The organism is uncultured Campylobacter sp. (assembly GCF_905373215.1).
Taxonomy (GTDB): domain Bacteria; phylum Campylobacterota; class Campylobacteria; order Campylobacterales; family Campylobacteraceae; genus Campylobacter_B.
In genome coordinates, this window is the sequence record NZ_CAJPRT010000035.1 from 1 (window position 1) to 9,275 (window position 9,275).

7 protein-coding genes are annotated in these 9,275 nt (G+C 50.5%); 6 read left to right on the top strand and 1 reads right to left on the bottom strand.

Features of this window, described 5'->3' with window-relative positions:
- On the bottom strand, positions 1 to 1,942 hold a 1,942-nt coding region (locus QZ176_RS09880; RefSeq protein WP_365951859.1), incomplete at its 3' end, for a DNA polymerase III subunit gamma/tau.
- Positions 1,943 to 2,034: 92 nt separating this feature from the next.
- On the opposite strand from QZ176_RS09880, the gene QZ176_RS09885 reads away from it, so the two are divergent.
- The 6 genes from QZ176_RS09885 (at position 2,035) to hemE (ending at position 8,851) form a co-directional block, all read left to right on the top strand.
- A complete protein-coding gene (locus QZ176_RS09885) occupies positions 2,035 to 2,583 on the top strand; it encodes a YajG family lipoprotein (RefSeq protein ID WP_295153240.1) in 549 nt (182 codons plus the stop codon).
- Positions 2,584 to 3,201 carry a ComF family protein gene (locus tag QZ176_RS09890; protein ID WP_295153242.1) on the top strand — a complete coding sequence of 206 codons (618 nt, stop codon included), beginning with the start codon at positions 2,584 to 2,586 and terminating at the stop codon, positions 3,199 to 3,201.
- A 38-nt stretch (positions 3,202 to 3,239) separates the two neighbouring features.
- Positions 3,240 to 5,984 carry a DNA gyrase subunit A gene (gene gyrA / locus QZ176_RS09895; RefSeq protein WP_295153244.1) on the top strand — a complete coding sequence of 915 codons (2,745 nt, stop codon included), beginning with the start codon at positions 3,240 to 3,242 and terminating at the stop codon, positions 5,982 to 5,984.
- Entirely contained in the window at positions 5,977 to 7,008 is a 1,032-nt protein-coding gene (locus QZ176_RS09900) for an aspartate-semialdehyde dehydrogenase (protein WP_295153246.1), read from the top strand. The genes gyrA and QZ176_RS09900 overlap by 8 nt, the downstream gene beginning before the upstream one ends.
- Positions 7,009 to 7,310: 302 nt before the next feature.
- Positions 7,311 to 7,802 carry a YqhA family protein gene (locus QZ176_RS09905; protein ID WP_295153248.1) on the top strand — a complete coding sequence of 164 codons (492 nt, stop codon included), beginning with the start codon at positions 7,311 to 7,313 and terminating at the stop codon, positions 7,800 to 7,802.
- A gap of 2 nt (positions 7,803 to 7,804) precedes the next feature.
- Positions 7,805 to 8,851, top strand: a complete 1,047-nt coding sequence (gene hemE / locus QZ176_RS09910) for a uroporphyrinogen decarboxylase (protein ID WP_295153250.1) — start codon at positions 7,805 to 7,807, stop codon at positions 8,849 to 8,851.
- Positions 8,852 to 9,275: the final 424 nt, after the last annotated feature.

Here is a 9,275-nt window from a genome sequence, read left to right on the forward strand (position 1 = left end):
AATTTTGCTGCTCGGAATTTCTTCCCGCATCCGTTTGCAATTTTGCGGCTTGCGCTTCATTTGCGGCGGAATTTATTTGCGGCGCACAGCTCTGCTCGCTTTCTTGCTCGCCTGCTTGCGTAGATTCTGGATTGTCTTGCATGCTGCTAGAGGTGGGGCTTTCAGTAAAATTTTGCGCCATGGAATTTGCAGGGCTTTGCGAGGTCGAATTTGCAGGGCGCATAGTATCGGCGCTGGATTCGGAAGTCGCGCCTTGCGTAGAATTCTTGCTTTGCGTAGCGGTTGCGCCACGTGTGGAATTTCGATCACGCTCGCTTTGGACGGGATCATCGCCGTTTTGCGACGTGCCTTGCTCGATCTTGATAGCCGCGCTCTCGCCGAAAAGCGATTTTAGCACGTTATTGATCGCTCGCGAGCCCTTGCGTAGGTACTCTCTGTCCTGTCCCTGCGCGCGCGAGAGCAGATACAGCGTGCCGCGCTCGAACTTTAAAAATTCCACGCACTTGCTAAATTTCTCGCCCAGATCATAATCGCGGTCGTAAATTTTGGCTAAAAAATTCTCGTAAATTTCATTTTGAGCACCCATTTTGATGGAAGAGTTAGAATTTTGCGCCTGCGCCACCGCGCCCGGTTTGATCTCGCTGCTTGCGTCAGGGCTCTGTTTCACTGCACCGCCGGCACCGGAGCTTGCGAGACGTTTTGCGCTAGCAGTAAAGCTAGGCACGCCGCTTGTCGCGCTACCCTGGTCGCCCAGTGCAAAAGATGCGCCGCCCGGCTCGCTATTTGGCGCAAATGTCGCACTTTGGTTGGAATTCGACCTAAAATTCGGCGCGAAGCCTTGTGCGTTTAAATTCGGCGCCGAAGCAGAAGCATAGCCCTCGCCTTGATCTAGCGATCTACCGACCTCGATCAGCTCGTCGATTTCGCGCAGATTTACCGCCTCCATCATCATAAAAATCATCATAGAAATCGCGTAAGTGTTGTCCGGGCTGATGGCGAGCATGCTCTTAGCACCCGCTAAAATGCGGAAAAACCGCTCATACATCAGCAGGCTAAATTTCGCGTCGCGTCGCAGAAATTTATCCTTTAAATTTGCGATCATCTCGTCGATTATCGTCTCGGCGTTGTAGTTTTCGACCTCTTTGATGATCTCGATCGCGCCCGCGCGGTCCTGGCGCAGCACGACGTCTAAAATTTCGCCAATTTTAACGGGATCTAGCAAGCCCAACATATCGGCGATCGCGCGCTGCGTGATTCCTTCGCGGCTAAAGATAATCGCCTGATCGAGGAGCGTGAGCGTGTCTCGTAGCGAGCCTGAGCCGCTACGCGCCAAAATTTCAAGCGCGCCCTCTTCGTAAGCGATGTTTTCGGTTTTTAAAATTTGCGCCAGATGCGCTACGACTGCGCTTTTGGCGATCGGCTTAAAGCGAAAGTGCTGAGTGCGTGATAGCACCGTGACGGGAAGCTTGAGCGGATCGGTAGTCGCAAGGATAAATTTTACGTAAGCAGGCGGCTCCTCAAGCGTCTTTAAAAGCGCGTTGGATGCCTCTTTGGTGAGCATATGCACCTCGTCGATGATGAAAATTTTAAAGCGCGCGCTTGCGGGATGATACTTCGTCTGCTCGATGAGCTCGCGGATATCGTCGATCTTGCGGTGGCTGGCGGCGTCCATTTCGATGATGTCGATGTGGCGCCCCTCGTTTGCCATTACGCAGTTATCGCAAACCTCGCACGGCTTGCCGGTGGGGCCCTTATCGCATAAAAGCGCTTTGGCAAAAATCCTAGCCGTCGAGGTTTTGCCGCTGCCGCGAAGTCCGCTGAAAAGATATGCGTGGCTCAGCCTGCCCGAATCCAGCGCGTGTGCGAGGCTTTTGGCGACGGCATCTTGACCGATGAGCTGCTCGAAGCTTTTGGGTCTGTATTTTAAAGCGAGTGCTTGCAAAATTTCTCCTTTGATCTTATAATGATACAAAAAAATCTATAAATTTTAAATTTAGTGCTACAATGCGCCCGAATCTCATAAAAAGGATAGAAATGAAAAAATTTTTACTCGGCGTTTTTGCGCTATTTTTTGCCGCCTGCTCGCAAACCAGCAGCGTCATCAGCCTAAATCCATATCTTTCTAAGGCCGATCAGACCGTAAGCGGCAAGTCGGTAAATATCAACGCGATCAACGATCAGCGCGAAAATCAGATGGTAATCGCCGTTATAAACGACAACGACGGCAAACTCGTCGATGAAGTGCTTTTAAAAAACAATCTCTCGGCGTGGTTCGATAAGGCTTTGCGCGCGGAGCTTGAGGCTCGCGGCGTGAGGATCGATCCTGCAAGCCCTAATATCGTAACCGTAAACATTAGAAGCATCTCGGCGGCGATCAACGGCTACTCGAAGGAAAATATGAGCGCAAGAGGCGAGGTCGCGATCGCGATAGTTCAGGGCAACAAAACCACGACCAAGCGCGTAGCTCAAGATCAGAGCAAATTTACGGCGCTTCGCACGGCCAGATCGCTTAATCCTTTTGTGCAAAGCTTGCTTGGCGACATCGTCAAAAAATCCGCCGATCAAATCATCTTGACGCTTTAGATGCGCTGCGTAAATTGCAGCGCGTTTAGCCTGCGCACGATCTGCGCCGCCTGCGCCGCAAATTTAGCCGAATGCCGCCTAAGTATGCGGCAGGTGGAGGGCTTTAGCGTATTTTATTACTACGGCTACTCCGAAATTCGAGAGCTTATACTTTCTAAACATCACGAATACGGCGCTGCGGTGCTTGCGCGCATAGCTTCTTTAAGCCTAGCGAAATTCCCGCTTCATCTGCAGCGCGAAATTTCAGCAAATCCGCAAAACTACGAAGCATTTAAAACGGACGGAATTTTTAGATTTAACGCCGTGCCGCTGGATGATGACGTACGCAGTGGCTATTCGCACACGGCGATCTTAGCCCGCGCGCTAAAAAGCAAGCTAATTGAGCCAAAATTTCACTGCCTGCGTGCGCAAAACCGCGTCAAATACACCGGACAGAGTTTGGAATTTCGCCTAAAACACAAGCGAAATTTTAAAATTTTAACCCCGCCGCAATTCCCCGTAATCCTGGTAGACGACATCATCACCTCGGGTCTTAGCATGCTGCAAGCGCGCGAGAGCTTGATCGATGGCGGCTTTATGCCCGTGTGCGGCTTGGTTTTAGCTAATGCAAAAGAATAATTCGCTATAATCGCGCTTTAAAATTTAAAAGGATATTTATGCAATCAAATATGTTTGAAAATCAGGAGATCATCGATATCGACGTCGAAGAATCGATCAAGACGAGCTATCTTGATTACTCGATGAGCGTTATCATCGGTCGTGCGCTGCCAGATGCCAGAGACGGCCTAAAGCCGGTGCATAGGCGAATTTTATACGCGATGAATAATTTGAGCTTAAGCGCGCGAAGTCCATATAAAAAGTCCGCTTTTATCGTGGGCGAGGTGATGGGTAAGTACCATCCGCACGGCGATACGGCGATATATGATTCTTTGGTGCGTATGGCGCAAGACTTTTCTATGCGATGTCCGACCGTAAACGGACAGGGAAACTTCGGCTCCATAGACGGCGATAACGCCGCGGCGATGAGATACACCGAAGCGCGTATGACGCCGCTAGCCGAGGAACTGCTAAAAGACCTAGATAAAGAGACGGTCGATTTCGTGCCGAACTATGACGAGAGCCTAAGCGAGCCCGATGTTTTGCCGACGCGCGTGCCGAATTTGCTGCTTAACGGCTCGAGCGGAATCGCCGTGGGAATGGCGACGAATATCCCGCCGCACAGCCTAGATGAGCTCGTGGGCGGTCTTTTGATGCTGCTTGAGAATAAAAATGCAAGCCTAGAGGAGATCATGGGCGAGATCAAGGGCCCCGATTTTCCGACCGGCGGTATAATCTACGGCAAAAAAGGGATCATCGAGGCGTATAAAACGGGCAGAGGGCGCGTTAAAATTCGCGCTAAAACTCATATCGAAAAAAAATCAAATAAAGACGTCATCGTAATCGACGAGCTGCCGTATCAGACCAATAAAGCGCGTCTGATCGAACAGATCGCAGATCTCGTAAAGGAAAAGCAGATCGAGGGCATCTCCGAGGTGCGCGACGAGAGTGATCGCGACGGAATTCGCGTAGTAATCGAGCTTAAGCGCGACGCGATGAGCGAGATCGTACTGAATAATCTATTTAAGCAAACCACGATGGAGGCGACCTTCGGCGTGATAATGCTCGCAATCGACGGCAAGGAGCCGAAGATTTTCACGCTGATAGAGCTTTTGAAGCTGTTTCTGAACCACAGAAAAACCGTCATTATCCGCCGCACAATTTTTGAGCTTCAAAAAGCGCGCGCTAGAGCGCATATCTTAGAAGGCTTGAAGATTGCGCTAGATAATATCGACGAAGTGATCGATGTGATTAGAAATTCCGCCGACACCAACGTCGCGCGCGAAAATTTAATGAGCAGATTCGGCCTTAGCGAGGCGCAATCGGGCGCGATTTTGGATATGAGGCTAAGCCGCTTAACGGGACTTGAGCGCGAAAAGATCGAGGAGGAGCTAAAAGAAATTTTAGCCGAGATAAAGCGACTTGACGCGATCCTAAAGAGTGAGGAGCTGATTGAGGGGATCATCAAAGATGAGCTTTTGGAGATCAAGGATAAATTTAAATGCCCGCGCATCACCGAAATCGTCGATGACTACGAGGATATCGACATCGAAGATCTAATCGCGAATGAAAATATGGTCGTTACGATCACTCATCGCGGCTACATTAAGCGCGTGCCTAGTAAGACTTACGAGAAGCAAAAGCGCGGCGGCAAGGGGCGCGTGGCGGTTACGACATACGACGATGACTTCATCGAGAGCTTTTTTACGTCCAACACCCACGACACGCTTATGTTTATCACCGACCGCGGGCAGCTTTACTGGCTTAAGGTTTATAAAATCCCGGAGGGCTCGCGCACCGCAAAGGGCAAGGCGGTCGTAAATTTAATCCAGCTCGGCGCGGACGAAAAGATCATGGCGATCATTCCTACGACCGATTTTGATCCGAGCAAGTCGCTCGTATTTTTCACTCGCAACGGCATCGTAAAACGTACGAATTTAAGCGAGTTTAAAAATATCCGATCACTCGGCATCCGCGCTATCAGCCTAGATGAGGACGATACGCTGGTGACTGCGCTCATCGCTCCAAACAGCGCCGAGGAGATGCAAAACTACAAAGGAGGCGCCTTAAGCGGCGACGATCTGGACGGCGGCGAGGCTGAAGAAGCCTTAGGGCAGACCGAGCAGGATATTTTGGAGGGAAGCGAGGATGAAATTTCAGATGAAATTTCGCAAGGCGAGGGCGCGCAAGACGGCGAGCCGCAAAGCGCTAACGAAAACATGCTCTTTATCGCTACGAAAAAGGGAATGTGCCTTAAATTTAATCTAAATAAAATTCGCCAAATGGGGCGTATCGCTCGCGGCGTAAAGGGGATTAAATTTAAAGAAAAAGGCGACGAGGTCATCGGCGCCGCGTTTATTTTAAGCGACATGCAAGAAATTTTAAGCGTGAGCCAAAAGGGTATCGGCAAGCGCACCACCGCGAGCGAGTATCGCCTCACAAACCGCGGCGGCAAGGGCGTCATCTGCATGAAGCTCACCAACCGCACGGGCGAGCTCATCGGCGTCGTGATGGTCGATGAGGAGATGGATCTCATGGCGCTAACCACCAGCGGCAAGATGATCCGTGTGGATATGCAAAGCATCCGCAAAGCAGGCCGCAACACCAGCGGCGTCATCGTCGTAAATGTCGAGGGCGACGACGTCGTGAGCATCGCGACCTGCCCGAAAGCCGAGGAGGGCGATGAAGGCGATGGAGGCGAGCTTGCGCAGGATGAAAATTTATTAAATTCAAATTTGGATAGCAAAGATTCGCAGAGCGACGGCTCTAGCGATGAAATTTTAAAAGGAGGAGAGGATGAGTAGTTACAATATCGCCATCGTAGGCGCTACCGGCGCTGTAGGCGAGGAGATTTTGCGCGTCTTAGACGAGATGAACTTCCCCGTAAAGAACATACTGCCGCTTGCAAGCGCAAAGAGCGCGGGCGAGAAGGTGGAATTCCGCGGCAAAGAATACGTCGTGAAGGAGCTTACCGACAGCACCTTCGACGAAAACGAGATCGACATCGCATTTTTTAGCGCGGGCGGCTCCATTTCGGCGCACTACGTGCCATTTGCTGCGGCAAGCGGCGCAGTGGTGATCGACAACACGAGCCACTTTCGCATGCAAGAAAATGTCCCGCTTGTAGTGCCCGAGTGTAATCCTCAGGATATAAAGCTATGGGAAGAGACAGGCATCATCGCTAATCCGAACTGCTCAACTATCCAGATGGTTCAAATTCTTAAGCCGCTTGATGATGCGTTTGATATCGAGCGCGTAGATGTAAGCACCTACCAGGCGACAAGCGGCGCAGGTAAAGAGGGTATGAGCGAGCTTGTAGGGCAGTTGCAGCAGTTTTTCGCTTTTAAGCTTGATGAGTGCGAGCCGAAGGTTTTCCCACATCAGATCGCGATGAATGTCATCCCGCACATCGATGTATTTTTGGACAATGACTACACCAAAGAAGAGATGAAGATGGTAAACGAAACGCAGAAAATTTTGCATAAAAACTTCGCCGTTTCGGCTACCTGCGTGCGCGTGCCGGTGCTGCGCAGCCACAGCGAGGCGATCACGATAAAATTTAAAAAGGATTTCGAGATTAGCCGCGTGCGTGAAATTTTAAGAAACGCGCCTAGCATCGTGCTTGTAGACGATCCGAGCAAAAACGAATATCCGATGCCGCTGCTTTCGAGCGACACGAACGAAACCTACGTCGGTAGGCTTCGCAGGGACAATTTCGACGATAAAATTCTGCATCTTTGGTGCAGCGCCGATCAGATCCGCGTCGGAGCGGCTACAAACGCCGTGCGCATCGCGCTTCGCTGGATCGATATGCAGCAAGACAAGTAGGATAATTTAGCAAGGCTGCCGAGTTTTTCTGCGTGGATGCGGTCGCGCGCATGATTTCGGCGCCGAGGCCTGGCGAATAAAATTTGCAAATCAGCCTATTTAAAATTTAACGCCGCGAGCTGAAATTTTGCGCCTTTAACCTAGCGCAAAATTTTAAAGACTCAAACGGACGCCATCAAATGGGGTAAATTTATGCGATTGCAAACGAGCGTAAATTTAAACGAACGCTTCGGCATGGAGCGGTTTTTAAATTTATACGTCCGTTTGTGTAGCGGCTACCCGAATTAAAATTTAAGGAAGAAATGAAAGCTATATTTGAAAAATTTTTACTTTGCAGCAAATTTTTAACCCTCCTGCCAGTGCTTTTTTGCATCGCGGCAGGCGCAGCGATATTTGTGATCGCAAGCTACGAAATCTGCTCGGCGCTCTATAAAATCGTAGAATTTTTTCTAGCTCCGCAGAGCAAGGGAGCGCTTTACGTTGATATTTTAAGCGAGATAATAACGGCGATCGATCTGTATCTGGTCGCTATAGTACTGCTAATCTTTGTATTTGGAATTTATGAGCTGTTTATCGACGAGTTTGTGGATCTGAATTTGCAAGTTTTAAAGATCGCCTCTCTCGAGGAGCTGAAGCACAAACTCGGCAGTGTCATCATAATGGTGCTCGTAGTGGATTTTTTCAAGAGAATTTTGCACACCGATTTTACTACCCCTTTGGATATGCTTTTGCTCGCAGGAGCTATCTTCGCGGTTTGTTTGGCTTTGTATATTTTGAGTAAATTTAAAGGATAAAAATGGTTTTCATCGACGCATGCTTCGGCAAAGAGACCCCATACACGCCCATTTGGATGATGCGCCAGGCTGGGCGCTACCTGCCGCAATACATGGCGGTGCGCGAGAGGGCGGGCGATTTTTTGAGCCTGTGCCGCGACTATCGCGCCGCTAGCGAGGTAACGATCCAGCCCGTGGAGATTTTGGGCGTCGATGCAGCGATACTTTTTAGCGATATTTTGGTCGTTCCGATGCAGATGGGTATGGATCTGCGCTTCGAAGCAGGCGAAGGGCCGAAATTTAGTGATCCGATCCGCTCTCGGGGCGATTTGGCGCGCCTTGATCCGCAAAAGGCCGCGGCGGAGCTCGGATACGTTTATGATACGATTTCGCTTACTCGCTCTCGCCTTGCCGCGGATAAAGCGCTTATCGGCTTTTGCGGCGCGCCGTGGACGATCGCTACCTATATGATCGAGGGCGGCAGCAGCAAAAATTACGCCGTTTGCAAAAGGATGCTCTACGAAAACCCGCAGCTTCTGCATGAAATTTTGCGCCTAGTTACGGAGGCGACGAAGCTTTATCTGGCGCGCCAGATCGGCTCGGGCGTCGATGCGGTGCAGATCTTCGACAGCTGGGCGGGCGCGCTGGAGCCGAGTGCGTATGAGGAGTTCGGCTGGCGATACATCCTAGAAATCACGGAATTTTTAAAGGCGAAATTCCCGCATATCCCGCTCATCGTCTTCGCCAAGGGCACGGGCGCACAGATGTCGCGGCTGAGCCGTATCGCGGCGCGGCGCGGCGAGGCGAGCTTTGACGTATGGGGCGTGGATTGGAGCACTCCGATCGGGCTTGCGCGCGAGCAGCTCGGGGGCAAATTTGCGCTTCAGGGCAACCTGGAGCCGATGCGGCTATACGATCGCGGCGCGATAGAATCGGGCGTGCGCGAGATTTTAGCGTCGATGAAGGGTGCTGCGCATATCTTTAATCTAGGGCATGGAATTTTGCCCGACGTAAGCGTGCAAAACGCCAAATATCTAGTGGATCTGGTGCACGAGCTAAGCGCGCGCTGAAACCGGATTTTGCGAGAGCTCGCTTGCAGCGCGCCGCTGTGAAATTTCATAGAGCCGTAGTTTAAAATTTTGCTCGCTTGTGTCGCCCGCTTTGCTTCCGCGCAATTTTTCCGCTGCCCATAAATTTTAAATTTTGCGCCGCTTTCACGTCGTCAAAACAGCTCGCGGAACGCAAAGCTTTAAAATTCTGTGCCGTTTTGCGCGGCGGTATCGCTAAATTTTAAAATTTAGCCTAAATTTGAAATTTTATGCCGCTTTTACATTGAGCGAGGCTTAAAATTTTACGCGCTATGTATGCGGCGGCGTAAAATACCGCGAGCTCGCGAGTTTAAATTTAGCCCGCACATTAAATTTATGGCTCGCACATCCCAAATTTAAGGATAAATTCAAAACTCTAAGTTTAAAATTTTGCCGTAGCGGGGGC